We start from the raw sequence: 26,136 nt of genomic DNA on the forward strand, positions 1-26,136 counted from the left end.
TGGTTATGAGTCAATCAACAGCTTCACGTCGGCTCGTGCTTAAACAGCTGGCTTCTATGACGGCCCTCGGGGCATTGGGTATGCTGCGCTCTGGCCTTATACTTGCCGACAAACCCTCAGGAGAACTATACGGAACAAAAATTCCGGGCGTGCAGGGAAAAATTATTCATCGTAATGATAAAAACTACGAATTATGGCGACAGGCGATGGTCTGGCATCATTCGAAACCGAAACGCTATCCGGAAATGATCGTGCAAGCAAAATCGGTAGAGGATGTGATTAGCGCCGTCAAATATGCTGGTAAGAAAAAGCTTAAAGTGTCGGTGCGTGCCGGTGGTCACAATTCGACGGGAACATCAGTGCGTGATGGCGGTATGGTCATTGATGTTTCCGCTTTAGATGATATTCAAATTGATGTTTCAACGCAGGTAGCAGCCATTCAACCGGGCGTGCGCAGCTTGCATCTGGTCACTGCCGCGCGCGAAAAAGGGTTAAGTTTCCCAGTGCCGCATTGCCCCTCGGTAGGGTTGAGTGGCTTTACCATGGGTGGTGGGATCGGCTGGAACTATCCTCAACGCGGAGGCATGGCGACCCATTCTATTGTCGGTGCGGAAATAGTCACCGCGGATGGTAAGCTGGTAAAAGCTGATGCTACGCAAAACACCGATCTTTTCTGGGCAGTGCGTGGCGCTGGCCCTGGATTTTTCGGAATCGTGACGCGCTTGTATCTGCAACTTTATCCTGTGCCGAAAGCGATTATGTCAAGTTCCTATATTACTTCCCTGGATAACCTGGAAATGGTCACTAAGACCCTGGATAAAATCAGAGCGGAAAATGATGTGGACCGAGTGGAATTGATTACCGTGCTGATGCATCATCCGGAAGTGCCGGAGGATGCGCCGCCGGAACAGTCGAAAATTTGCTTCTTCACGGCTTTTGCCTTTGAGGATACGGAGGCAAAGGCCAAGGCTGCTCTTGAACCCTTTGCTAAATCAGCGTTGGCGACGCAGAGCTTGGTCAGTATGGAGTTCCAGACGTTTTCCTTCGAAGGCTTATACGACCGCTACTTTAGCCTGGCTGATCCAGCTGGCCGTCAGGCGCGTTACATTGTCGATAACGTGCTGACCAATGATGGCAACGGTGCACTGCATGCACTGGCGGATCATTTTAAAACCGCACCAACTAAGGATTGTCATGTGCTTGCCTCCGCTAATATGCGGCTCGAACCAAAAGACGATTCCTGTTTTTCCTGGGTTGCCGATTGTTATGTGGGTTGTTATGCCATTTGGGATCGGGAAGAGGATGATCCCGCCAACTATCAATGGTTGGGCGATACGATTCCATTGATGGATCCCTTTGGCGAAGGCCATTATGTCAACGAGATAGAGCCGAGCCTGACGGCAAACCGCTACCGGCAGTGTTATACGGCGGCAAATTGGGAACGTCTGGAACAACTACGTAAAAACTATGACCCTAAAGGGTTATTTCATCATTATTTAGGGGTTGCTTAACTGCACTTCCATTTTGGGAATAGCTTAAACGCTATCGGTTATATTACCCGCTTTGTTGTGCTAACGTCGTAACGTTTCGGAGGGGTTTTCGCCATACAACTTGCGGTAATTGCCGGTAAAGCTACAGGGATTGTAGAAGCCCCAGCTCGCGGCAACTTCCGCTACGGTGGTTTCCAGGTGGTTTGCGATCAGCAGCTGTTCCCGGGCTTTTTGCATTTTTACCTGTTTAATATAGGCGCTGGGGCCAATGTTATGATAGCTCGCAAAACCTGCCTGTAGTGACCGCAGGCTAACACCGACGACTTTGACCAAGTCAGCGGGGGTAATCGAATCAGCAGCATTATCATGGATATAGGCAATTGCTTTGCGGATATAGAAGGGCCTCACCTGACGTGCCTGTCGGTCTAGTGTTTCAGAGAGCGAATGGGTTTGAAGATTCAGTAATGCCGTGACTAGTATTTCCTGGAAATGCTTCGCTAATACGCCTCGGTTTAGTAATGAATCGGTATTATCTGCCTCGCGAAGAATAGTGTCCAAGATATTGTGAAAGCTGCTGCCGGCGTTTCGGGAAAGATCCAACACCGGTGCAAAGCGAATATCCTGATAGGCCTCTATATCATAAAGTTCACGGCAATATCTGTTCAGTGTATCCCGAGGGATACGTGCCACCAAAGAAGTACTACTGGATTCCCATTCGACTGAAATTTTCTCGCCCGGTGAATTGATTCTGGCCAGACCGGCACTCATTGAAGTGGTATTAGACCCTGTATCGGTATGGAGTCGACCGGATATTGGGATAATAATATTTACCGATTCCAACCGCTCAGAGGCGATACTGAGAGCGCCTTCGAAATGGAGACCGAATAACTGAATCTCCCCCAATTGATAACGGGTCACTTGTATCCCTTGGTTGCCATTGCGGCGGTGAGAGCTAAAGCGTCTTGGTTCGACCGTGTTTTCCAAAGCCTTTTCCGCTTCGGCATAGGTTTTCGTATCCAAAAACTTATAGGCGGAGAGAGGGATAGGGTTGCTGTCAAATAATGTGTTTTGCATGACTGAGACTGGCTCTAAGGAGACCTTTGCTATTGTACGCTTGCACGGCATTTTTTCCAATTTATGCACAAACCTGAAATAGTTTGCGCATTTCCGATAACCCGTTCTTGAAGATTTTCGGTAAGCTGAGTAGTCAGTGTATCGTCTTTTATTCTACGAAGCAGAAAATCTAACGTTGGAGTTATCTATGCCTAGCAAAGCAATCATCGATCGCGCACGTATTGGCGGATTAATTAGCGCATTCCTATTGTCCAGCTCGTTAGCTCAGGCCTATGAACCGGATGCCCCTTTTATCGACGCGCAAAAACAGCATAACAAGGAATGGTCGAAGGAAGATAAAGACCTGGATAATCGGCTAGCGGCAATGGAGAAGAAATACGGTAAAAAGCCCAATATTATTTATGTCCTGGCCGATGATATCGGTTGGGGAGAGCTTGGTTCCTATGGTGGCGGCATCCTGCGTGGCACCCCGACCCCCAATTTGGATACGATGGCGCAGGAGGGCATGAAGTTTATGTCGCATTATTCAGAGCCTTCCTGTACGCCAACGCGGCTGGCGTTGTTGACTGGCCGTTATCCAGTGCGTACTGGTGTCGATATCGTGCTCTGGCCGGGACAAACACAAGGTTTGGCGGATGAGGAAGTGACTGTAGCGGAAATGTTGTCCAAGGCCGGTTATAAAACCGCTATGTTCGGTAAATGGCATGTCGGCGAACGGGAGGAACATGCCCCGGAACGGCAGGGCTTCGACTATGCCTATTATGGGCTGTATAACGGCAAACCCTATTCCTGGGCCAATATGGAGGCACACTACGACGCGGAAACCATTAACGGTAATGGTTACGAGTATGATTTCCCTGGCTCATTTAAGGATTACGAAGACAAATATGGTATTAAGGTACATGGCCACTTTGAGGGAATAAAAGGTAAAGGGCGTAAGGAAGTTGAACCGATTGGTGCGACTTCGATGCCGGATATGGAAAGCGGTAATATTACGCGCATCAAAAAATACATTAAAGACAATGCCAAATCTGATAAACCATTCTTTTTATATTGGGCGAGTTACGCTCAACAAATGGCCGCTTCACCCAAGGAATTCCGTGGCAGGCCCGGTTATGATGTGCCCAACCTGCAAGCAGCGGAGCTGGCCCAGCACGATGACTATATGAAAGAGTTGCTTGATACCTTGAAAGAACAGGGAATCGCCGAAAATACACTGGTCGTGTGGGTCAGCGATAATGGCCCCATGTATGCCTTCTGGCCGGATAGTGGTTATTCCTGGTTGCGTGGCGGTAAAGGCGAAGTGTATGAGGGCGGCGTACGCACGCCGGGCATGGCCTGGTGGCCCGGAGTGATCGAACCCGGACAGACAGCGTATGACTTATTTTCAACTACCGATCTATTTACGACAGCAGCACGCATTGCCGGTGTCAAAAACAAAATACCTTCGGACCGCATTGTCGACGGCCTCGACCAAACGGCGCTGCTATTAAACGGCAATGGCCATGGCCGCCGTAACTATATTTTCCATTACAGCGGCAATCGGTTAGCTGCGGTGCGCATGGAAAACATGAAGCTGCACATCAAACCGGGAAGTAAGGGTGGTTTGCCGAATATGGAGGTGTACAACATTATCCGAGACCCAGGTGAAAAATTTGGTTCCATGTATCATCATTTGGCCTATGTCGTACCCTTCCAACGAATAATCGGTAAGCACCAACAATTGATTCAAAAATATCCTCATCGCGTTCTTCCGAGCGGCATTTTCTAGGGGTTTCTAGACTCTGGCGGAAAGTGGTAATAATACCCTTTACGGTATTATTGCCACTTTCCCGTGGCTGTTTTCATGCTACCATTCGCTGCATGAACACTCACTTTTCATGCTTATGCGAAACATAGTTTGAAGAAGGCCTTGCCGATTATTAAGACGCCCCGGAGACCCTGGCTTTTGCTTTGCCTGATGCTCATCCAAGGCAGCCTCTCTCACGGCGCATCGTTGGCTGATTCCCTGCCGGGGAAACAGGCCATACAACCGATGACGGGATATTTAGGCAGCCAGCAATGTGCTGGTTGTCACCTCAACGAATTTGAATCCTGGCAGCGATCCCACCATGCCCAAGCCATGTTGCCAGCCACGAAGGCCAGCGTCAGGGCTGATTTCAATAATGTTAAAGCAACACATCAAAAATTAACGGCTCAGTTTCGGCAACGCGACGGGAATTATTTCGTCACCACTCAAGGCACCGACGGGAAGGTGGAGGAGTACCAGGTAAAATACACCTTTGGCTACGAACCGTTACAACAGTATCTGGTGGTATTTCCCGGTGGCAGATTACAGGCGTTGCCCTGGGCCTGGGATACGCAAAAGCAGCACTGGTATTATCTGCAGGATCCGGTTCCTGACAGCGACGACTGGCTGCATTGGACTCGTGGTGCGATGAACTGGAACGCCATGTGTTCCGATTGCCACTCCACCGCTGTGGATAAAAATTATCAAGCGGATTCAGCAACCTATGACACGCGTTGGTCGGAAGTCAATGTCGGCTGTGAAGCTTGTCACGGCCCAGGATTAGCGCATGTTAATTTGATGCAAGACCAAACGCGCCCGCCGGATACCGATCCGGCGATTCTGATGAGGCCGGGATTGTCGCCGTCCTTGCAGGTGGAACAATGTGGCCGCTGTCATTCCCGGCGTGCCCAATTGAGTCCGGTTTTTAAGGCCGACGAGAGCAGCATGATGAATCATTATGCTCCGGAAATTTTACGGCCCGGTCTTTATCACGCCGACGGTCAGATCAATGATGAAGTCTTTGTCTATGGGTCTTTTACCCAGAGCAAGATGTATCTTAATGGTGTTACCTGCAGCAGCTGTCACGAGGTTCATTCGGGCAGCCTGCGTGCACAGGGAAATCAACTCTGTGCTAGTTGCCATGATTCTGCGCAATACGATAGCAGCCAACACCATCATCATCCTGATGCATCCCCGGGTGCCCAGTGCGTCAGCTGTCATATGCCGGGCAAATACTACATGGGCGTGGATTTACGCCACGACCATAGCCTGCGTGTACCGCGTCCGGATTTAAGCACAGGTTTCGGAACACCTAACGCCTGTAACGGCTGCCACGAGAAGAAAACGGCGGATTGGGCTGCCAAGACAGTTGTTCAATGGTTTGGCGAGAAACGGCAGCCGCATTTTTCAGAAATATTAGCCTCCGCTACAACCGATCTGGGCGCAGCGCTTCCCGGATTGGTGAGTTTGCTGGAGGATCAATCCCAGCCGGCAATTTCCCGGGCTACGGCGGCATTCTGGCTCGGGCAGGCGGTACATTTGAAACCCGTTCAACAGGCGCTGATCAATGTCATCGCCGATTCAGCGCCGCTGGTGAGATTACACGCAATCCGAGCTCTGGAGAATGTCGCGGCAGAGCGTCGAAAAGACTTACTTACTCTCTTGCTGAATGACCCGGTACGCGCTGTCAGAATTGCCGTGGCTGGAGCGATGGCGGATATTCCTGAGGTCAGCGTTGCGCAAAATTACGTGGCAGCATTCCAACAGGCGCAAAGAGAACATCAGGAATACATGAAACAAAACGCCGATTTTGCCTCAGGTCAACGCTACGCTGCCATGTATCACGAAAAGCAGCAACGACCTGTAGCGGCAAAGAAGGCTTATCGAGAAGCTCTTAAAATTGATAACCGTGATACCGCATCGCGCATTAACTTGGCGCACCTGCACTATCGCCTTAAAGAGTACCGGGATGCGGAGATCGTGTTTAAAGAAGCCATTAAGTATGAACCTACTTTTGGCCCGGCCTATTACTCCCTGGGGCTGCTATTGGCGGAGTTAAAACGCTATAAAGAGGCTGAAAATTATCTGCTGCAGGCGCAGCAGCGAATGCCGGACAATGAGCGGGTATTGAAAAACCTCCAGGCGGTACGTTTCTATCTTAACCAATGAGGCAATCCGGTATATCAACGAGTGGATTGTGTAGACTGTAATTTAACATCATTGAGGTATGTATTATGAGGCTAACAGGAAAAGTTGCGCTAATTACCGGCGCCAGCCAGGGGATAGGCGCTGAAACCGCAAAATTACTGGCGGGCAATGGTGCTTCTGTAATTGTTAACTACCACCGCAATCAAGCGGCGGCGGATTCGGTTGTTGAGGAGATTGTCCGTGCCGGTGGCAAGGCGGAGGCCATCTGTAGCGATGTGCAAAATGAAGCAGCTACCCGGCAAATGGTCGAACAGGCAGTGGCCAAGTTTGGGTCGATTGATATTTTAGTTCTCAATGCCGCCCCGCCGGCTTCCTGGCAACTGTTTACGGAGCTCTCTCTAGAGGAGCTTGAAACCAAGCTGTTAACGGAGGTTCGGGGCTATTTTATTCCCGCGAAAATAGTCGCAAAATTAATGATTGCTGCAAAGTCAGGTTGTATTATCGGGTTGAGCAGCGTCCTGGCCAAATCACCGGCCCCGGGATTTAGCGCGCATACGACCGCCAAGTCAGCTATCGAAGGATTACTGAAAGCCATGGCGTTGGAGTTGGCGCCGCATGGCATTCGCGTTAATGTGGTTGCGCCGAGCCTTACCGTCACGCCCGGTTCGTCATGGGTACCGCAGGAGGGTGTCGAGGAGACGGTTGCCCATACGCCGATGGGACGGTTATGCAGTTTGCAGGAAATCGCATCGGCCATATTGATGATGGCTTCTGACGACGCCAGCTTTATTACGGGTGCCTGTCTGCCGGTTGATGGGGGGATGAGTGGCACTTGAAAATACATTTTTTATATAGGTTTGTTCTATAATAAATACCCTACAAAGTGAAGGAGATAAATTGCGTGGCTGATACCTACAGCCTTGCAGACAGGCTGCCCAGATACCTGAAAACCCGTGAGCTCCAAGTGTTTTTAGCGGTCGCAGAGTCGCGCAGTATTGCTGAAGCGGCGCGACGGCTTTCATTAACACAACCTGCCGTGAGTAAGAGCATTAACGAGCTGGAGTCGACCTTGGGTGTTACCCTGTTTGAGCGGGACAGCCGCGGTATTTACCCGACCCGGTACGCTGAAGTTTTGCGTAAACGGGCGTTGGTGATCTTCGGTGAAATCAGATTGGCCGGGGAAGAAATAACCCAGTTAACAAACGCCGACTCAGGCAAAATATCCCTGGGTGCGATGCCGGTTGCGGCAGCGGGGTTGGCGGCGGCTGCCGTGACCGAATTGATGCTGGCGCATCCCGGTATCTGTGTTTCAATTACCGAGGGCGACCATGAAGTACTGTTCGAGGCGCTACGTAACCGGCAATTGGATCTGGTGATCGGCAGATTGCCAGCCGACCTTAGTCAGGATGAATTTGCAACGCAACTGCTTTATCACGATCAATTGTGTGTCGCGGCACACCATTCGCACCCATTGGCGCAACGAAAAAAACTGACGCTGGAAGAGCTGGTCGATGAGTACTGCATCATACCCAAAGAACATTCGTTAGCTTATCAACAGCTGGTTAAAATCTTTCTCAATAAGAAACTGAAACTCCCTTCCAGACGCGTTGATACGTTATCCGTGTTATCGGTTGATGCGTTGCTGGCGACGGGTAAATTTATTATTTTCGGACTGCCGCGCAAGGTGGTCGAGCATCGCCCGGCTGCGGGGCTGGTGATATTACCCATTGATCTGGATACCGACTGGGGCCCGGTGGGAATCACTTATCTGAAAAGCCCCGAGCTGTTGCCTGGAGCCAGACGCTTGATTTCCTATTTGCAAAGGCACTGTGATTTGACTGTAACACTCTAATTCCTTTCTTTTCGGTTTATCGCTGATATCTACCAGCGTCTCCGGCTATAAGTTTTAGTATAACTTCCCATATTTTTTTTCGTTACCGTGAAAAGCGAACTTTTGATCTAATCGCTGTCGGTGTAATTCCTATCAGCTTGCAGAGATAGGGTTGTCCGGCATCGTTCTGAGCATAAAAACAATAGACGGCGATTCAACAACAGAAGGTATTTCAATGAACACAAACGAGGGAAAATACATGAACTCAATAAAATACGTGCTAACCCCTTTGGCCGTAACCGGCTTGCTGGCGACCACCAACCTACAGGCGGCCGAGGGCGGCTTTGCTTTGGAGGAAGTCGTGGTTACCGCGCGTAAGCGCGAGGAAAGTTTGCAGGATGCGCCGCTGGCGGTATCGGCCTTCACTACCAACGAACTGAAGGTAAGAAATATCAAATCCACCGACCGGCTGGCCGATGTGACGCCCAACCTGACCTTCGATTCCCATGCGCCGGCGTCGGGCAGTAACTCGTCGTCGCAGATTTTTATTCGGGGTATCGGACAAACCGATTTCACTGCAGTAACCGACCCCGGTGTTGGTCTTTACGTGGACGGCGTATATTATTCGCGGTCGATCGGCGGTGCGCTGGACTTCCTGGATTTGGAGCGTATTGAAATTTTGCGAGGGCCGCAGGGAACGCTGTTCGGACGTAATACGATCGGCGGTGCTGTATCGATGATTTCGCTGCGGCCAGCGGAGGAATTCCGTGGCAGTATCGAAATTGAAATCGGTGACGATGATATGCGCAACGTGTCGGCGGATTTTGATGTGCCGATTTCCGATACGCTGTTAAGTAAAATCAGCCTGTCGAGCCGTAAACGTGACGGTTATGTGGATCGTGTGTTTGATGGTAAGGAGCTGGGTGACGACGACGCTCTGGCCGGCCGTCTGGCACTGCAATGGATGCCCAATGACTCGTTCGACCTGTTCTTTGCCGTTGACGCCACCAAGGAGAGAGAGCAAGGCGCGCCTTCCGTCTCTTTAGGTCTTAACGATACCCAGTCCTTTGCCCACCTGACCAATATCCAGATTCCGGGTTGTTCTTCTTTCGGCTTGCCGCCCGGCCCCCCGGTCAGCACTAATGGCGATCCCAACTGTTTGAACGACACCACCTTTAAGGATGAGTTTGAATCCGAGGGAACTGCCAAAGTGGTCTCCGAATTGGATTACTGGGGCGTCAATTTGACCGCGACCTGGGAAGTTAACGATTATCTGAGTATTAAATCGATCACCGGATACCGTGACATGGATTCCTTTTCTGCACGCGATGGTGACAATACGCAGTTTCGAATTTTCCACACTCAGGACCCTTTTGAGCACGAGCAGTTTAGCCAGGAATTTCAGTTCAGCGGTCTGGCCCTGGACGGCACCCTGAAATGGTTGGTTGGCCTGTATTATTTCGAAGAGGAAGCGGATAATCCGAATCCAGTGGAATTCCCGCTGCCTTTTATCGGTGAGTTTATCAGCGGCGGTCAAACCGATAACGATAATGTGGCAGTATTCGGCCAGGCAACCTGGGATGCGACCGATCGTCTACATTTGACCTTCGGCCTGCGTTTCACCGATGAAACCAAACGCTTTTCGCCCTATTCCTATATCCCAGAGGGTGCGTATTACATCAAAAGCGGTCCTGGCAGTCCGGGGGTACGCTTTTTTGACTGTCCGACCGGAACGGAGCCAGGATGTGGCGGCGTAGCTGGACGGCTCTTCACGTCCGGCGACCGTCTGTTGCCAGCGGGACAGTATGAGGAACAGTTCGATGACTGGACGCCCATGTTCAACCTGGCCTATGACCTCACCGACGATATCATGGTATATCTCACCTATTCAGAAGGTTTCAAGAGCGGCGGTTTCGATCAGCGTTACAATGTTGAATTCCTCAACGGTCCCACTTCCTTCGACCCGGAAACAGCAACCAGCTATGAGTTGGGCCTGAAGTCCACTTGGCTGGATTACCGTCTGCGCCTGAATGCGGCCGTCTTCTTCACTGATTACGAAGATCAGCACATTATCGTTCGTGAAGGCTTCGCTCCTATTACCTTCAATGCCGGCGAATCGGAACTTAAGGGTTTTGAAGTGGAAGCCAGCTTTGTGCCGACGGACTCCTGGTTGCTGCAGGCCTCTGTAGGTTACATCGATGCGGAGTATGTCAAACTGGATCAAACGGTGCTGGATAATTCCCCTATCACGAAAAAGACAGCCCTCGCACAGACGCCTGAATGGTCTACCAGCCTGGGTGTCGCCTATACCAAGGAGTTGGCTGACTGGGGTACGATTACACCGAGGCTGGACTGGTCCTATAAGAGCGAATCCTATAACGATGCGATTAATACGCCGCGTTTGCGTCAGGGCGCTTACCATTTATTGAATGCCTCCGTCTCGTTCGTCAGTATCGATGAAGCCTGGGAAGTTATCCTGTCGGGACGCAACCTGAACAGTGAGCTTTATCTGGCGACCGGAATTTCGGCTCTGGACACTGGCGCCGCCTATTCGGCAGGTGTTTTTGCCCGTGAAACGGAGTGGAGCCTGTCCGCAAAATACAGCTTTTAGTCTGTTACCAGTGACTAAACTACCCTGATAGCTTTCGGTGTCAGGGTAGTTATTTAGTTAACCTCAATCCGGGGATCGAAGTGATAAAGCAAAGTGTTTGTTTTATGTTACGGGTTAGTTTGACCTGGCTGCGTTTTGGTGTTTTTACTGTGGCAGCCATTTTTAGCCTCAGCGCCTGTAGCGATCAGCAACAGAACAGTGCGGCAACACCTGTGCGGCAGTCCATGTCGATGGAAAATTCAGATCAGCGTCCAAACTTTCTCGTCGTTGTTGTAGATGATCTCGGCTATTCCGATCTTGGCGCTTTCGGTGGCGGTGAGGTAGACACGTCCGCTATTGACCGCCTGGCATTGGATGGTGTCAGACTGAGTTCTTTCTATTCCACGCCCACCTGTTCCCCGACTCGTGCCGCCTTGCTCAGCGGTACAGACCCGCATATTGCCGGACTGGGCAATATGGCGGAGCTTCTGGCCGACAATCAGCGGGGCAAACCGGGACATGAAGGCTATCTGAATCAGCGCGTGGTTTCGATCGCCTCGTTGCTACAGGATGCAGGTTACTTCACTGCGATGACGGGCAAGTGGCACTTGGGCTTGGAGGAGGAGCACAGCCCGGCGGCGCAAGGCTTTAATCGCTCCTTCGCACTGCTGCACGGCGGCGCTGGTCATTTTGACGATACCGGGCTGTTGGCGATGGCGCCAAAAGCGCTTTTCCGGGAAGACGGTAAGCTGGCGGAATGGCCAAATGGGCGCTATTCCAGCGATTTCTATACCGAAAAACTGATAGAGTATCTCAGTGAAAACGATGCGAGCCAGCCGTTCTTTGCTTATCTGGCCTTTACCGCCGTGCATTGGCCATTGCAAGCGCCGGACGATCTGATCCGCAAATATCGGGGTCGTTACGATCAGGGCTGGGATGTACTCCGGGAGAAACGTCTCGAGGGAATGCAGCAAGCCGGGCTGTTAGATGAAGGTGTTAATTTCACACCACCGCCAGGGTATCAACCCTGGAAAAGTCTGAGCAAGGAGCAGCAACGCATCGAAGCACGGAAAATGGAGGTTTTTGCGGCGATGGTGGATAGCATTAATCAGAATATACAACTTCTGGTCAGCTATCTGGAAGAGAGTGGGGTGTTGGATAATACGGTGGTTATCTTTCTTTCCGATAACGGTGCCGAAGGCACACCTTTGGAAAAAAGTCCTTTATTGGAGGGCTGGTTAGAACACTTTGACAACAGTTTTGAAAATATGGGACGTGCCGGTTCCTATATATTCTACGGCCCCAATTGGGCGCACGCCACAACAGCGCCGGGCAAACATTATAAGGGCCATGTCTCCGAGGGCGGTATCCATGTGCCGGCCTTTATCTGGCGTAAAGAGATGGCATCGAAAGGTGTAATCGCCGGCACACCGGTTACAGTGATGGATATAGCACCGACACTGTTTGAGATGGCGGGTGTGGTTTATCCGGAAAAGTACCGCGGAAGACCCTTGGCGCAATTGCGCGGAAAGAGCCTTCTTCCGCTCATGGATGATCCATTGGCGCGGATTCATGCCGAAGACGCCACTCTCGGTTTGGAATTGTTTGGCCGCAGAGCCTTGCGTCAAGGCAAGTGGAAAGCTTATCTGGAACCGCCACCTTTTGGCACGGGGGAGTGGGAGCTGTATGATCTGGAAAAGGACAGAGGTGAAACCCACAATGTCGCAGCCGCTCACCCGGAGTTGATGGCGCGCCTGGCGGCGGCGTGGCAAGATTACGCTGATCAAGTAGGAGTGATACTTCCCGAGGGTCCCTCGGGCTATTAAAACTGGAGATTTGTCTATGACAATCAATCGACGAGAATTTATCAAACGCGGTGTGGGCGGCGCGACGCTGGCACTGGCTTTCCAGATCGGCGGCGGTAGCCTGCTGCTGACACCACAACAGGCGCGTGCGCAGTCGGTAGCTTTGCTGCGGCTAAACGCCAGCGAAGCGGCGGTGCTGGATCGGCTGGCCGACGCCTTGCTACCCGGCGCGGCGGAAGCGGGGGTGACGCATTTCATCGATCATCAGTTGGGTGAGGATCCGGGCGACTGCCTGTTGATCGCCAAATACTTTCAGGTGCCGCCGCCCTATCGTAACTTCTACCGCCAGGGTGTAGCGGGGTGCGAGCAACTGGCGCAGCAGCAATTTAAGCAAGAAGTAGCGAAGCTCAGTGATGCGCAACTGGATCAATTGATCAAGATGATCGGCAAACCGGGCACCCGGACGCCGGATGGCTACGATCTGTCGCTGTTCTATCTGTGCCTGCGCTCGGATGCGGTGGATGTGGTGTATGGCACACCGGAAGGCTTTGAAAAACTTAACGTACCTTATATGGCGCATATCATGCCCCCGGAGGGATGGAATGGTTAAGACCCTGGAAAAAGTAGATGTAGTTATCGTCGGTGCCGGTGCGGCTGGCAGTGTTTATGCGGCGGTGCTGGCTGAGGCGGGCAAGAGTGTGCTGGTGCTGGAGCGCGGAGTGGAGCGCAAGCTGGGCGATCTTTACAGTTCGCAGACCTGGGCGCGGCGGCTGAAGTGGGGCGCCCCCCATGTAGTGGAAGATGGAGCCGACAGTATCTGGTACAACTTCAATGCGGGCCATGGTTTCGGCGGTGCGGCAATCCACCATTATGGTGTCTGGCCGCGCTACCACCCAGAAGACTTTGAACTACATAGTCGCTATGGCAAGGGATTGGACTGGCCATTTGATTATGAGGCGTTACGTCCCTGGTACGATATGGTGCAAAAAGATGTCGGCATGGCCGGTGATGCGAAGCAGGAGGTTTGGCGTCCGGCGGGTGATCCCTATCCTATGCCGCCGGTGTTGGTGAGTAATCACGGCAAGGTGCTGGCGCGTGGCTTTGAGAAAATGGGCATGCACACAGCGCCGATCCCGATGGCGGTGCTGACCGAGCCCTATAACGGCCGTCCGGCCTGTATCTGGGACGGCTGGTGCGATGCGGGTTGTCCGATCGGTGCGCTGGCCAACCCGCTGGTAGTCTATTTGCCACGGGCGCAGGCGGCCGGAGCGCGGCTGCAGGGTAACGCGCACATCAGCCGAGTGCTGACGGACAAAAAGGGTAAAAAGGTCACCGGCGTTGAATATTACACGCGTGAAGGTGAAAAGGTTATACAACCGGCGGATGCCGTGGTGCTCTGCGCCTTTACTGTGGAAAACTCGCGGATTCTGCTCAACTCGGCCAACCGTGCTCACCGCGACGGACTGGCCAACAGCAGCGGCCTGGTGGGGCGCTATCTGATGGCTCATCCAGCGCTGTCGGTGTTCGGCATGTTCGAAGAAGAGATGCAGAACTACCTGGGCGCGACTGGTGGTCAGCTGATCTGTCAAGATGCCTTTACCAAGACCGGTAATCCAAACGACGCTTTTGGTAGCCGTCAATGGGAAATCGGCTTAGCGGTCAAGCCTAACGACCTGCTCGGCATTGCTATGTCACGACCGGATATTTACGGTAACGATCTGCATCAATTTATGCAGGAAGGTGCGCGTTTTCTCGGTTCCATGGTTGGCGTCTGCGAAGATCAGCCGGTACGGGATAACCGGATCGGATTGGCCAAAGACAAGGACCGTTTCGGGCTGCCGCTGGCGCGGGTCACTTATCAGGTCAGCGAAGAAGGGCGCAAGCTCTGGCAAAACGCGAGCAAGGAGGGTGTCGACCTTTTCAACGCGGCGGGCGCCAAGCAAGCCTGGCATGGACCGATGGCGGGACAGCATATTATGGGAGGTACCATAATGGGGACCGATAGCAGCCAATCAGTAACTAACGGCGAAGCACAAACGCATGATCTGCCGAATCTGTTTATCGGCGGCCCCAGCGTGTTTCCCACCAGTTCGTCGATCAATTCCACCTTTACCGCCCATGCGGTGGCGATGAAATCTGCCCATTTTATGGCGAAGAATTGGGGACAGCTCGCGGACTGAGTCTATTTCCCTCCCTCACCGCAGTGGCTCTTCGGGGTGCTGCGGTTTTTTTGTACAGCTGACCATTCATCCTAAACTGTCATAAGGCTGGATCGGAACCACTCCCATATGAACAACAAAACTTTCCATCAACCCATTGTGGCGATCTGTGGATAGGCCAGGAATGTGAACCTGTGAAGGGTTATTGTACGTTTAGTTGCGTAAGAGTTTTCAGATAATTTCTTCAAGCCCGCTCATTACACCGGCAAAAGAGTTAGGTTAGGAGTAAAATGGGATAGAGAAGGGCCTGGAGAACTTCCCGCTACGCGCATTGCCGAAGCTGTACAATTTTTATGATAGAAAGGAAGGTCTAATATGACACGCGAAACGATTAATCCGGATTCAATGTATAACAGTCTACATTATGGCTTTTCTCACGCCACCAGGTCGCAGGGACAAACAAAAATTTACTGTGCCGGGCAGGTGGCATGGGATGAAAACGGGAATCTGGTGGGTGCGGGAGACCTGGCCAAACAGGCGCAGCAAGTATTTATAAATTTAAAAACGGTACTCCGGGAAGCCGGTGCGACGCCGGCGGATGTTGTGAGGATGAGAACCTATGTGGTAAACCATGAACCGCAATATTTAGAGATCATAACTAATGCCGCAGCTGATTTTTATGCGCAAGAGCTGCCTGCCGCCAATACGTTAATTGGAGTCCAATCTCTTGCGTTGCCGGAATTTTTAATTGAGGTTGAAGTGACTGCTATCATTGATTAGAGGGTAACTTTCTAGACATCAGACTATGTGGTCATTGCGGCTATTCAGTGACAGTGGGAATTTTTGAGGTTATGGCGATTCCAAAAAAAGGGCCACAAATTGTGGCCTTGAAATACCCACAACTCGGTGTGGGTAGAGGGAGTCAAATTCTAGTTTTAGAGCTATGGTTGCTTAGCTAGGTGGTCACCGTTCATGACCAAGCGAATTTGACCATTAATAGGCTAGTTTCGATCCAGCCGTTTCCTTAATCTTACGATTGGGGAATTTTTCCATCATGTTTTGGTGCTCGTAAACCATTTTTCGCATAGGGATGACAGCCCACAGATATTTTGCACGCATTGAAAACTCTTCTTTTGGATCGCGCATAATGTTGTATATTTCAACCGGCTGCTTGAGGTGAAGCTTGGTATCTTTCCAACGTACTGCTGCGAGCCGAGAGCCGGATTCCTTGTTAAAAAACTGATACTCGTAATGAAATACATAATCCCGTCTGGAGTACCCTTCGCCGTTAAGCAATAAAGAAGTTTGGTCGACTCCGTCGATAATACGTTTGCCTGGCATCAGTTTAGTGGCGCCTGCAATCTGTGCGATGGTGGTGTACCAGTCGGTTACATGCACCAGATCGATAGGATCCTGACCAGCCGCGATAACGCCGGGCCACCAGGCAATTGCTGGTGTGCGAACGCCGCCTTCGTAGACCTGATGTTTTTTCCCGCGCAGGTAGCTGAAGCCCGCCGCGGGAAAGAATTGGTACATGGGGCCGTTATCACTGACCCAGAGAACCAGCGTATTTTTGGCGATATCCAGCTGTTCCAGTTTATCGCGAAGTCGTTTCACATTTTTATCGTGTTGAGCCAGTTGTGAAGCCTGGCAGTTGGCTTTATCCACATATTTGGTATTACGTTCTTCCGGAGGACAAAAGAAAACCTGATTGGCGTTGCTGGCCCAATAGACGAAGAAGGGATCATCTTTTTTGGCGTTGTCTTCAACAAAATCCAGAATACCCTCGGTCAGTTCCTGTTCATGAACGTTGTAACGCTCCAGGGTGAGCTTGCCGATTTCTCGTGGTTTTTCACCTTTACGGCTTTCCTGGATACCATGAATGACGATACCGGTTTGTTGCTCGTAGTTCTTCGGCATATCCAGGGTATAGGGGACTTCACCAATGGTTTCATTTTCCGGGTCATAGTAATCGGCATTCTCGGACCAGGGCCAGACACCACCGTTAAACATAGTGTACAACGCATAATCAAACCCCTGGTTGGTGGGTTGATGCTGGGGTTGTTCGCCCATATGCCATTTACCAAACATAGCGGTGCGGTAACCGGCATCGGAAAGCAATTCCGCGAGGGTATACTCTTCAGCCACTAACCCTTTAACCTGGCCTGGGAATAACACTTCATCGAGTCCGCTGCGAATGGGTAAGCGTCCGGTCATCAGTGCCGCACGCGTCGGCGTACAGGAAGGTTCGGAATAATGCTGCAATAGTTTCATGCCGTCCGCTGCCAGGGTGTCCAGGTTTGGCGTTGGCGTGCCACGCAGCTTGCCGCCGCCGTAGGAACCTAGTTCTCCCCAGCCGATATCATCGGTGAGGATCATAATGATATTGGGCCTATCGTTCTTGTTTCTTAATTGGGTTAATTTTTCCTGTATTGCATTATCTTCTTCGCGCCATTGATCACGGTGTTCCTGCGCTAACGCCTGTTGAGCGGCATCTACCTGATATGCCATGCTATCGCCAACAGTCACGCTCAGCGTTAATGCACAAAGACCTGCCATTAACTTTTTCATATATTTTTCCTCATGTGCCTTATTTGATAGACTTGCTTCCCCTCAGGTTATCCTGAATACCACATAAAGCGGGACATGCTGAGTGGCTATTACCAATAGAGGTAAAATAGCCCCGCGCTGTGATAACGCGGGACTTGGCCTGTTTAGAAGCGGAAGGTTCCCTGTAGAATCATACTTCTTGGTGCTTCCGTTATCCCGAAATGGCTGCCGTTGAAAAAGTTAATGTCGTTGGCGAAGCCCATGGTTATTTCATCACCCAGATTGCGGCCGATCAGAGAGACCTGCCAGCGACCTTCCGCATTCGCTAACGTAATGCGCGCATCCACCTTGGTAAAGCTGTCCTGCACGTCTATCGGATCCAGATCCAAAGCCAATTCCTTTTCATCTTCGCCATAGATCCGGACAAAACCGATCAACTCCAGTTGGTCGCTGAGTGGCCACACATATTCCGCTGTGACGTTATAGGAATAATCCGGTGCATACTGTAATGGTTGGTTACTAAGATCCTGAAATCCACTGGCGCATAATGCGTTGGCCACTTGGAATTGACTACAGGGGGCTTGATCGAACTCATCGTATTCCGCATCCAGCAACGCCACCGTGGCAGAAACAGTCAATGCCTCAGTTACACGCCATTGAAAATCAGCCTCGGCGCCCTGGGTGATCGCTGATGCCGCGTTGCCAACAGAAAAAGTCGCTGGGCCAATCAGGGTGCTGACCTGAAGATCATCATATTCATTGCGGAAGATTGAAAAATTCAGCCTGGCCGCACCATCGGCAAGGTCTAGCTTGCCACCCAACTCGACCGAAACCACTTCCTCTTCTTCAAAATCGAAGCGTCCGTCAGCGGCATCTGCCTGATTCGCCACGAGCTGATGGTCGAAGCCGCCGCCCTTAAATCCTTTTTTGAGTGAGACGTAATACATGGCGTTGTCGGTTGGTCGCCATTGCAGTACCAAACCTGGCGAGAAATCACTTTCTGAGCGATCACCTTTGACGTCATGCACGTTGAATACGCCAGTGGGCCCACCAGAACCCGGCCCTGGAACCTGAACTTTGCCGAACAGAGCTGCCGGGAAGCCCAGGGAGGAGCCATCTTTTTCCTCTTTAGTATAACGGCCCTCCAGCGTGATATCCCATTGCTCGTTAAGATGCCAGGTCATCTGCCCGAACGCGGCCAGCGTTTCACCGTCTTGCTCGGTCAGTATGCGGCGGTTCCGGTTGATGGTGTTTGGGCCTAGGGTGCCGACATTCAGGTCGAAATCTGAGGTGAGTTCATGATCCTGATAAAACAGACCTAGAATATAATCGATATTGCTGTCGCCGTTTGAAGCAACGCGAAATTCCTGACTGAATTGCTCGTAGTCCTCTTCAATATCAATCTGAAAATTTTCAATACCCGTATAGGTCGCATTACCCGCATCAACGTATTCATACTCGGCGTAACCGGTGAGTGAGGTGAAGGTTACGTTTTCAAATTCCCACTCAAGGGTCAGACCATAAGTGCTGGCTTCGGTATCCTGGAATTCGAATCCGCCGACACCGTTGCGCTGGTCCGTGGTGCTGCGGGTATCATTCAATTTACAGTCTTCCTGGATACCATTTGCCGCCAACACACCGATCATTTGAGCAGTACAATGAATTGGCTGGATATTACGGCCTTCGCGCTCGATATCGCTGAAGCCGTACTGAACCAGGGCACTAAACCTATCGTTAGGCTCGAACAGGACGCTCAAGCGTCCGGCGAGATCGTCTCGGCTTTGGTCGTCACTCCCGGTTACTTTATTTTCGAGAAAGCCGTCTTTATCCTCGAAACGCAAAGCCAGTCGGGCCATCAGTTTATCGCTGAGTGGGCCGGAGATAGCGCCTTCATAACTCTCACCTTCGGCGCCGTCAAACTCTTCCGCCAACGTGATCCAACCCTCCAGTTCTGCAGTTGGTTTTGCGGTGGTAATGTTGATTGCCCCGGCCGTGGTGTTCTTGCCGATGATGGCGCCCTGGGGGCCTTTCAGCACCTCGACGCGTTCCAAATCCAGAAACTGCAAGCGGCTAAAGCGGCTACGGCCATAAAAGAAACCGTCCACTACCTGACCGACAGCCTGTTCAAAACCGAAGTTGACGCCTGGTCCCAAACCGCGCAGAAAGATTTGGTCGCCGCCGAATGCCTCTGATACATGCAGCGCAGGAACTGTCGGGGCCAGTGTTTCCATCTTCTCAATACCACTGGTGCGCATTTCTTCGCCCAATACGGCCTGTATGGCCACAGGAACATCTTGCAAATTTTGCTCCCGCTTTTGTGCTGTGACGACAACCTCTTCTAGCGCGCGGCTTTTTTCCGCGGCAAGCGGTGTATTGGTATAGACAGCAGCGATAATCGAAGCGGCCAGTATGCTGGTTTTTTTCTTAGTAAAGTAGTGCATGTTGTCCTCCCTGTTCGGACTTTGAAACGATTTTGTTAGCTTTTGGGTACAAGCAGGATCAAGTTATTGCGATGCAATGCGTTGATCCCGAATGTTTCATGGAGCGCAAATAACAGCGCTTCAGTATCGCCAGCATTAAAAATGCCGCTGATCTGTATATTTTCCAGTTGATCATTACTGATGACGATTTTGTTGAGCGAATAGCGATTGTGCTCTTTGATCACTTCAACCAGAGAGCTGGCATCGAATTCAAGTTTTCCCTGCTGCCAGGCCTCAATGCGTTTAAGCTGTGCAGGCTGCGGTTCAGCCATCGCGCCCTGATCCCAATAGTTGACGGCCTGACCCTTTATCAGCAAGGCGGAATTTCGCTGTTGCTCTAAGTGAGTAACACCTTCGGGTAAGGGGGTTGGTTTCTGAAGATCAGTACGCACTTCCACTTTGCCCTCAAGCACTGAAACCGTCACTAGATTTTGCTCAAGCGCCACGTTAAAGCGTGTGCCTACGGCGCGTGCCAGCCCGTTTGCAGCGAATACTTCAAAAGGTCGATTCGGATCATGTGCAACTTCGAAGAGGGCTTCGCCGCGTTTGAGGGCTATTTCACGATGATCACTGTTAAAGCTGACAGCCAACTCAGTATTCGTATTTAATATAATGCTGGAGCCATCCGGGAGTGTTACTAAACGCTGCTCACCAATGCCGGTTTCATAGGTTTTCGGCAAAAATAACAACAGAGTAGATATCACCGTGATACAAGCAAATGCGATCGCGCCGGCTGTGAAGATAGGGCGAGCGGTAAATAGGCCGCGTAAGCGTTGTGCCAATACTACGAAGAAGCCAGTCTCAGCCTGACGCTGAGCTTGTGCAATCTGCTCGTCACAACGGCTGATCAAAGCTGCAACCGCAGGCTCGTTTTCGAGTTCCCCTGCGAGTTCCCAAGCTAATTCACAGCGCTCGTATTCCAGTTCGTTTTCCGGGTTCTGCTGGAGCCAGGCCAAAAACTCATCATTCGTGTCGTCGTTTAACGAGTCCTTTTTAAGCTTGACGAACCAGTCGGTATCGGCCGAGGGTTGTACGGCGGTATTCCTTTTTTTACTGTTCTCTGTGTTGTTACTCATTGCTTTCATCCAAACTGGCTTTAAGCTGTGCTATTGCGACGCTCATTTCTCTTTCTATGGTTCTCGTGGTGGTTCTCATTACTTTGGCAATTTCCGGATAACTCATACCCCGGTAACGGTGCAGAATAAAAATCTCCTGACAGCGTGGTTTTAACCGGAGTATTGCCTTGTTAACCTTCATCAGCGCCTGATCCCATTCTGCCTGCTGGCATGGGGATGCCCGCTGACTCTCCAATTCCGTATTTTCTGTGGATATATGCTGATCTTTGGCCCGGACCTTATCCTTGCGTGCTTTGTCGCGCACCAGATTGGTCGCGACACGAAACAGGTAAGCTCTGGCGTTTGCCTCGAGATGATCCAGACTGTCCTGTTCAATGAGCTTTAGATAGGTTTCCTGCAGCAAATCGGCAGCATCTTCCTCGTTGCGCATCAACTTGGCCAAGTAGCGTCTCAGTGCCATCCGATATTTGCCGAACAGCGACTCTAAATAGGCATGCTCGTCGCGGCTCTTTTGTTCAAAGCTTTGCGAACGGTTGGCAACTATTTTGACGAGCTTCAATTTGGCTTTTTGCATATTGCCTTTTATAACCTGTCTGTGAGTTAGGTTTTATCTCACGCTCAATAGGAATAACGTGGTGCAGGCAAAACCCCGACAGCTTTTTGCGACAAAATGAAAAAATGTTATTGTAGTGAAAAGATTTTTATCCATTGCCAAACGCTGATACATAAAACCGTGAGGGTCTGCTACAGAGCGCTATGTCAACGATTAATGCAAGAAAAAGTGCTGTAATGAACCTTTTGGTTAGTTTTCTGCATTCTTATCTCGGTGTGAGATCTAGCGCTTACCGATATGGCTCTCCATTAGCTATGTTACGCTTTCTTCATTGCGTCCGCACCGTACTTGATTCTGCATGGTTATTAATCATCAAAGGTCTCTTGCTGCTACTATTGGCGACAGCGCCGCCACGAGTCTTAGCGGAAGCAATACTGGATTTTGACATCGACCGCCAATCTTTTAGCACGGCGTTGCAACAGTTTGCTAAACAGGCTGATCTACAGCTGATGTACTCTCCTGAAGCGATACCTGAACATATAAGCCCGGCCGTTAAAGGTCGTTTTTTGGCCCGGGAAGCCTTAGCCTTACTGATAGAAAATACCAACCTGGAGTTTGTTTTCAATGGCTTGATTGTGGTCATTAGAGAACAAACGGCTAAAGCAGTGGCAAACACGGAGTCTGTTGCGTTACCTGAGGCTGGGCCGGAACCTGAAGGCCAGTATTTTATCGAGGAATTTATTGTTACGGCACAAAAGCGTGAAGAGCGATTACAGGACGTACCAATTTCTATTTTGCTGGCGCAAGGAGAGGATCTGCAAGTGGCCGGCATTAATCGTCTTGAATCCTTAGCGCCACTGATGCCTGGCTTCCATTATAGCGAAGCGGTAGCGGCGAACGACCAGCTATTTATTCGTGGCTTGGGCTCGGGTGTCAATTTCGGTTTTGAAAATGCGGTGGGCCAAGTGATTGATGATTTTTACTACGGTCGCAGCCGTTTCGGTCGCGCTGCTTTTCTTGATGTTGAACGGGTGGAAATACTGAAAGGACCGCAGGGGGCTTTAATTGGCAAAAACACCACTGCCGGAGCAATCAATATCACCTCTAAAATCCCCACCGATCATTTTGAAGGCTGGGTTTCGGCTAACTATGAATTTGAAGCCGATCAAGGCTATACGATGGAGGGTGCGCTATCCGGCCCGTTATCTGAAACGCTCGCGGCGCGGCTGGCGCTTAGAATCGATCAGCATGATGGCTGGACGCACAACAGTGTTACTGGTAAAGACAGCCAGGCCATGGGTGATATTACCGGGCGTTTGACGGCAACCTGGCATCCGGATGCTCCGTTCAATGCGACACTAAGATATCAAAAGGGCGATTTGAATCGCGAGGGGAGGGCGCGTGAAATATCCCGTTGCGGACAACGACTGCTGGATTTTATCGCGCAAAATGACTTGCCGGAAGACTGTCGTGTCAATCTGAAGCGCTCGGCGGTTGGAGTACGCAATGGCGTGGGTGACTTTCAGGATTTCAATACCGACTTCGATACCTTTGGGCTGACCTTGAACCGTGAATTCAGTCAAAGCACATTGACGTCGTTAACCGGCTACGCCAACTACAAGGTTAACGATCAAGTGATCAGTGACCTGCTTCCTCTTGAACTAGGTAACCTCGATGCGCTGGAAGAATGGTCGCAGTGGACGCAGGAACTGAGAATCAGCTCGGATAAAAACAGTCAGTTGGATTACATCCTGGGTTTTTATTTTATCCATACCGACCAAACCAGTGGTTTGGATGTTCATTTCACCGACCAACCGCTGGAAAATAGGGCGACACGGGTTATCGCGACCCGGCAGGAAGGTGATAGCTATGCCGTCTTTGGGCAGATCACTTGGCAGTTAAGCGCTGCACTGTCGGCTACCGTCGGTGCTCGTTATACGCTGGAAGAGGAAGACGCCCGGTCGAAACAATTCGCGGCGGCGCTTTATACGCGCAATCCTACCGCCATCGCATCCGGTCCCGCTGCTGGAGGGCATGATGTTGCGCAAGATCGCAGGGAAGATGACCTGTCACCCTCGTTGACACTGCAATGGCATCCTACTGATGAGATGATGTTATACGCTAGTATTCGCAAAGGTTTTAAAGGCGGAGGGTTCGATCATCAGTTGGTCGCAGAGCAGTCGGCAGCCGAGCAGAATTTTCAGTTTAACAAAGAGCAGGTCGTGGCTTATGAGCTGGGCTCAAAATGGGTATTTGGCGGTGGCTCCTCGCAGATGAACTTTGCTATCTTTCGTAACGAATTCGACAACATCCAAGTGAGTTCAGTACAGGATAATATAACCTTCAGTGTAGGGAACGCAGCTTCGGCCATTACCCAGAGGATTGAATTTGACGGGCGCTGGCGTCCGTCTAAAAATTTAAATTTTTCCTGGTCCATGGCTTATTTGGATGCCCGTTATAATGATTTTGCAAACGCACCATGTAGTGATGAACAGGTACGTACTTCTTCGCCAGACTGTCGGTTGCTGACGCCAACCACCGGTATTCAGGACCTCAGTGATAAACGCCTGCAATATGCGCCGGAATGGGCTGTTTTCACTAGCGCAGAATATATTATGCAGCTGTCGGATCGTTTAGCATTAATCAGTACTTTTGAAGCTTACTATTCCGATAAGGTTGCCTTGGCGCTTGACCTTGACCCCTATACCTTCCAAAAGGAATACGCCAAAATAAATGCCCGTTTCACGCTGACCAATGATCGCCGGGATTGGGAAATTTCGGCAGTGCTCAGAAATTTGACTGATGAAATCACTAGCAACTTTTCGAATGATCTGTCGGGTGTATTTAGCGAAGGCAGCTATTTTCGTTTGGTTGAGTCACCGCGAGCGTTTTCCGTACAAGGCTTAATACGGTTTTAGTGATAAACGTAAAATTACTTTTTTATTGACTCGAAATAGAAGTGGTTTGGAGATAGGTGATGCATTTAAATGATCTGATGGTGGAACAGGATGAAAAAATATTCACGATACAGATCAACCGGTCGGCTAAAAAAAACGCGCTGACTGAGGCGATGTATCGGGGCTTGATTCAGGCTTTCAAAAAAGCCGACGCCGATGATCATGTTCATTGTATTTTCCTGTGTGGTACGCAGGAATGTTTTTGTGCGGGCAACGACCTAAAGGATTTTCTCGAAACCGGCGCACAAGCGGCGGCGGATTTTGTAAAGTGCATTAGCCAGGTTAAAAAGCCAATTGTGGCAGCGGTGAACGGCCCTGCGGTCGGGGTGGGCACGACCATGTTGTTACATTGCGATTTGGTGGTGGCGGCGGAAGATGCTTACTTTATGATGCCCTTTACGGATCTTGGCCTATGCCCCGAAGCGGGTGCTTCTTATCTGTTGCCGCGGATGTTGGGGCATTGCCGTGCTTCTGAGCTTTTGTTGCTTGGTGCGCGGATTAATGCGGCAAAAGCCGGTGAGTTGGGGCTAATCAACCGTGTTTGCACCGCACAAGAATACCTTGGTGTTGGCAGAGCGCTTGCTGAAGAAATAGCAGCGAAACCGCTGGCTGCTATCCTCTCTACCAAAGCACTGATTCGAAAACATCAGGAGCCATTAGTTGCGCAAGCTATTAGTAATGAAAATGAACAGTTCATATCCTTGCTTAATTCTGAAGAATCGCGCCGAATAATGACGGCCTTTTTTTCTAAAGGGTAACAATAACCGGATCAGCGTACCTGCTGGCGGTTAATTTATGACTTCCGGGTAGTAGCACATATAACCCGATTCGTATAAGTCTGGCCTTGCTCAGATCTGAATGGCGTAGCGAGATATTTAGCAGCTAGGTGGTGGAAATAAACCCATAAAGATTAAATACCCCGAGCAATAGACAAACATTGCTGCAGCACATTTTTTCGGAAAGTGATTTGTTCTTTTTTCCCTGGGGGTGAGGCAACAACCATCAGGCCCTCAATCAGCGCGATAATCATATTTGCCCGCCGCTGAACTTCGTTATCTTCGGCGTTGGCGTCAAGTTCTTTTACCAGCTCTTCAAACTGGCGCAATTGTGGGATATAAAATTCGCTCAACAGTTTGCCGGAGTAATTATCGACAATAGCGATGAGCGGCCAGAACTGGATAAAAAAATGACGAGTTTTAAGACAATAAATATCATCCAAATTAAATTCTATTGCCGCCTCAAAACGCTCAAGGGGATTATCGCCAGCCTTTTTTAAGCGCTTTATATAATGATTATCATAAAGCTCCCCCACATAGTGCATTAAGGCAAGAATCAGATCTTCCTTTTTAGGGAAGTAATACTGTAGGTTGGCTAAGCGAACGTCGGCAGTTTTTGCGATGTTTCGCATAGTGAAATCGGCGTAAGCACCTTTCATAAGCATCTCGTGCGCGGTTTTAATCAGCTTCATAGCCGTGGCTTTTCCGCCATCCCGTTGCGCAGTCCCTAACCTTGTATGACGGCTATTTTTTTCAGAAAGTTTTGTCATCGTTGCTCCGTTTTTTTCAATTCGAGGATTATACACAAATCAATCTCTTTGGTTAAGCGACTAAAAAAATCTTGACATTTTATTTGTG

The 26,136-nt window shown here is 50.5% G+C and carries 18 protein-coding genes; 12 read left to right on the plus strand and 6 right to left on the minus strand.

The window, feature by feature from the left end; all coding sequences use genetic code 11:
* The first annotated feature begins 5 nt into the window (after positions 1-5).
* The gene (locus H6995_06245) at positions 6-1,511 is read left to right on the plus strand and encodes an FAD-binding oxidoreductase (protein ID MCP5214586.1); all 1,506 of its coding nucleotides are present in this window, start codon (positions 6-8) and stop codon (positions 1,509-1,511) included.
* A gap of 60 nt (positions 1,512-1,571) precedes the next feature.
* Here the strand turns inward: H6995_06245 and H6995_06250 are convergent, their stop codons facing one another.
* A complete protein-coding gene (locus tag H6995_06250) occupies positions 1,572-2,564 on the minus strand; it encodes an AraC family transcriptional regulator (protein MCP5214587.1) in 993 nt (330 codons plus the stop codon).
* Between the two features lie 187 nt (positions 2,565-2,751).
* Between H6995_06250 and H6995_06255 the strand changes: the two genes are divergently transcribed.
* From H6995_06255 to H6995_06295, 9 genes are all read left to right on the plus strand, one after another.
* Positions 2,752-4,335 (plus strand): sulfatase-like hydrolase/transferase, encoded by a 1,584-nt coding sequence (locus tag H6995_06255; protein MCP5214588.1) that lies wholly within the window; start codon positions 2,752-2,754, stop codon positions 4,333-4,335.
* A 225-nt stretch (positions 4,336-4,560) separates the two neighbouring features.
* A complete protein-coding gene (locus H6995_06260) occupies positions 4,561-6,522 on the plus strand; it encodes a tetratricopeptide repeat protein (GenBank protein MCP5214589.1) in 1,962 nt (653 codons plus the stop codon).
* 65 nt (positions 6,523-6,587) lie between these two features.
* Positions 6,588-7,337 (plus strand): SDR family oxidoreductase, encoded by a 750-nt coding sequence (locus H6995_06265; GenBank protein MCP5214590.1) that lies wholly within the window; start codon positions 6,588-6,590, stop codon positions 7,335-7,337.
* A gap of 65 nt (positions 7,338-7,402) precedes the next feature.
* Positions 7,403-8,353, plus strand: coding sequence for a LysR family transcriptional regulator (locus tag H6995_06270; protein MCP5214591.1), 951 nt, complete (start codon positions 7,403-7,405; stop codon positions 8,351-8,353).
* A gap of 238 nt (positions 8,354-8,591) precedes the next feature.
* On the plus strand, positions 8,592-10,943 hold the full coding sequence (locus tag H6995_06275) for a TonB-dependent receptor (protein MCP5214592.1): 2,352 nt from the start codon (positions 8,592-8,594) through the stop codon (positions 10,941-10,943).
* Between the two features lie 230 nt (positions 10,944-11,173).
* Positions 11,174-12,748 (plus strand): arylsulfatase, encoded by a 1,575-nt coding sequence (locus tag H6995_06280; protein MCP5214593.1) that lies wholly within the window; start codon positions 11,174-11,176, stop codon positions 12,746-12,748.
* A 16-nt stretch (positions 12,749-12,764) separates the two neighbouring features.
* Positions 12,765-13,337, plus strand: coding sequence for a gluconate 2-dehydrogenase subunit 3 family protein (locus H6995_06285; GenBank protein ID MCP5214594.1), 573 nt, complete (start codon positions 12,765-12,767; stop codon positions 13,335-13,337).
* Positions 13,330-14,907, plus strand: coding sequence for a GMC family oxidoreductase (locus tag H6995_06290; GenBank protein ID MCP5214595.1), 1,578 nt, complete (start codon positions 13,330-13,332; stop codon positions 14,905-14,907). The genes H6995_06285 and H6995_06290 overlap by 8 nt, the downstream gene beginning before the upstream one ends.
* Before the next feature lie 354 nt (positions 14,908-15,261).
* Complete coding sequence (locus H6995_06295; protein MCP5214596.1) at positions 15,262-15,666, plus strand: RidA family protein; 405 nt, start codon at positions 15,262-15,264, stop codon at positions 15,664-15,666.
* 213 nt (positions 15,667-15,879) lie between these two features.
* On the opposite strand, the gene H6995_06300 is transcribed toward H6995_06295, so the two are convergent.
* The 4 genes from H6995_06300 to H6995_06315 all read right to left on the minus strand — a co-directional run bounded on the left by H6995_06300 (position 15,880) and on the right by H6995_06315 (position 21,566).
* Positions 15,880-17,457: a sulfatase-like hydrolase/transferase gene (locus H6995_06300; GenBank protein ID MCP5214597.1), complete on the minus strand. Its 1,578-nt coding sequence runs from the start codon at positions 17,455-17,457 to the stop codon at positions 15,880-15,882.
* Positions 17,458-17,600: 143 nt separating this feature from the next.
* Positions 17,601-19,877: a TonB-dependent receptor gene (locus tag H6995_06305; protein ID MCP5214598.1), complete on the minus strand. Its 2,277-nt coding sequence runs from the start codon at positions 19,875-19,877 to the stop codon at positions 17,601-17,603.
* A gap of 35 nt (positions 19,878-19,912) precedes the next feature.
* Positions 19,913-20,992, minus strand: coding sequence for a FecR domain-containing protein (locus H6995_06310; protein ID MCP5214599.1), 1,080 nt, complete (start codon positions 20,990-20,992; stop codon positions 19,913-19,915).
* Complete coding sequence (locus tag H6995_06315) at positions 20,985-21,566, minus strand: RNA polymerase sigma factor (protein ID MCP5214600.1); 582 nt, start codon at positions 21,564-21,566, stop codon at positions 20,985-20,987. The genes H6995_06310 and H6995_06315 overlap by 8 nt, the downstream gene beginning before the upstream one ends.
* 293 nt (positions 21,567-21,859) lie before the next feature.
* Between H6995_06315 and H6995_06320 the strand changes: the two genes are divergently transcribed.
* Together H6995_06320 and H6995_06325 are read left to right on the plus strand one after the other, a co-directional pair.
* Positions 21,860-24,463 carry a TonB-dependent receptor gene (locus H6995_06320; protein ID MCP5214601.1) on the plus strand — a complete coding sequence of 868 codons (2,604 nt, stop codon included), beginning with the start codon at positions 21,860-21,862 and terminating at the stop codon, positions 24,461-24,463.
* Positions 24,464-24,522: 59 nt separating this feature from the next.
* Positions 24,523-25,260 (plus strand): enoyl-CoA hydratase, encoded by a 738-nt coding sequence (locus H6995_06325; protein MCP5214602.1) that lies wholly within the window; start codon positions 24,523-24,525, stop codon positions 25,258-25,260.
* 152 nt (positions 25,261-25,412) lie between these two features.
* On the opposite strand, the gene H6995_06330 is transcribed toward H6995_06325, so the two are convergent.
* On the minus strand, positions 25,413-26,048 hold the full coding sequence (locus H6995_06330) for a TetR family transcriptional regulator (protein MCP5214603.1): 636 nt from the start codon (positions 26,046-26,048) through the stop codon (positions 25,413-25,415).
* Positions 26,049-26,136 lie beyond the last annotated feature (88 nt).

Source organism: Pseudomonadales bacterium (assembly GCA_024234615.1).
Taxonomy (GTDB): Bacteria; Pseudomonadota; Gammaproteobacteria; order Pseudomonadales; family IMCC2047; genus JAJFKB01.

Excerpts from the sequence above, each read along its gene's own strand:
- H6995_06245 (MCP5214586.1), top strand. The coding sequence starts at position 6 with ATGAGTCAATCAACAGCTTCACGTCGGCTCGTGCTTAAACAGCTGGCT.
- H6995_06250 (MCP5214587.1), bottom strand. The coding sequence starts at position 2,564 with ATGCAAAACACATTATTTGACAGCAACCCTATCCCTCTCTCCGCCTAT.
- H6995_06255 (MCP5214588.1), top strand. The coding sequence starts at position 2,752 with ATGCCTAGCAAAGCAATCATCGATCGCGCACGTATTGGCGGATTAATT.
- H6995_06265 (MCP5214590.1), top strand. The coding sequence starts at position 6,588 with ATGAGGCTAACAGGAAAAGTTGCGCTAATTACCGGCGCCAGCCAGGGG.
- H6995_06275 (MCP5214592.1), top strand. The coding sequence starts at position 8,592 with ATGAACTCAATAAAATACGTGCTAACCCCTTTGGCCGTAACCGGCTTG.
- H6995_06280 (MCP5214593.1), top strand. The coding sequence starts at position 11,174 with ATGGAAAATTCAGATCAGCGTCCAAACTTTCTCGTCGTTGTTGTAGAT.
- H6995_06285 (MCP5214594.1), top strand. The coding sequence starts at position 12,765 with ATGACAATCAATCGACGAGAATTTATCAAACGCGGTGTGGGCGGCGCG.
- H6995_06290 (MCP5214595.1), top strand. The coding sequence starts at position 13,330 with ATGGTTAAGACCCTGGAAAAAGTAGATGTAGTTATCGTCGGTGCCGGT.
- H6995_06295 (MCP5214596.1), top strand. The coding sequence starts at position 15,262 with ATGACACGCGAAACGATTAATCCGGATTCAATGTATAACAGTCTACAT.
- H6995_06300 (MCP5214597.1), bottom strand. The coding sequence starts at position 17,457 with ATGAAAAAGTTAATGGCAGGTCTTTGTGCATTAACGCTGAGCGTGACT.
- H6995_06305 (MCP5214598.1), bottom strand. The coding sequence starts at position 19,877 with ATGCACTACTTTACTAAGAAAAAAACCAGCATACTGGCCGCTTCGATT.
- H6995_06310 (MCP5214599.1), bottom strand. The coding sequence starts at position 20,992 with ATGAGTAACAACACAGAGAACAGTAAAAAAAGGAATACCGCCGTACAA.
- H6995_06315 (MCP5214600.1), bottom strand. The coding sequence starts at position 21,566 with ATGCAAAAAGCCAAATTGAAGCTCGTCAAAATAGTTGCCAACCGTTCG.
- H6995_06320 (MCP5214601.1), top strand. The coding sequence starts at position 21,860 with ATGTTACGCTTTCTTCATTGCGTCCGCACCGTACTTGATTCTGCATGG.
- H6995_06325 (MCP5214602.1), top strand. The coding sequence starts at position 24,523 with ATGCATTTAAATGATCTGATGGTGGAACAGGATGAAAAAATATTCACG.
- H6995_06330 (MCP5214603.1), bottom strand. The coding sequence starts at position 26,048 with ATGACAAAACTTTCTGAAAAAAATAGCCGTCATACAAGGTTAGGGACT.